Source organism: Vibrio sp. S11_S32, assembly GCF_014694465.1.
GTDB classification, from domain to species: Bacteria; Pseudomonadota; Gammaproteobacteria; order Enterobacterales; family Vibrionaceae; genus Vibrio; species Vibrio algicola.
The window spans coordinates 1-260 of sequence record NZ_JAAUWS010000178.1; the positions used below are offsets into that span (position 1 = coordinate 1).

A 260-nucleotide genomic window follows, 5' to 3' on the forward strand; every position below is an offset into this window, starting at 1 on the left:
ATTACCCGCCCCATCCACACCAGAGATGGTGGTCACGCCATTGGCATCGGTGGTCATGCTGAAGTTAATTGGATCCCCACCATTGGTGGTCATTTCACCCATTTCGGCGGTTAATGCGGTTTTGCCCGCATCAGTCATGCGCAGCGTGCTTGGATCCAAATTATCACTTGGCGACTCAATTGTAACCGAGCTTGAACCATGCACTGGGTATTCGTTGCCTTCGGCTGGGTTTTGCACATCGCCTTCGTCAACAGTGACCG

At 52.7% G+C, this 260-nt stretch carries 1 protein-coding gene; it reads right to left on the reverse strand.

Annotated elements, in window-relative coordinates:
- The coding region (locus HC723_RS17180; protein ID WP_190339970.1) for a hypothetical protein at window positions 1-260 on the reverse strand (260 nt) is incomplete at both ends.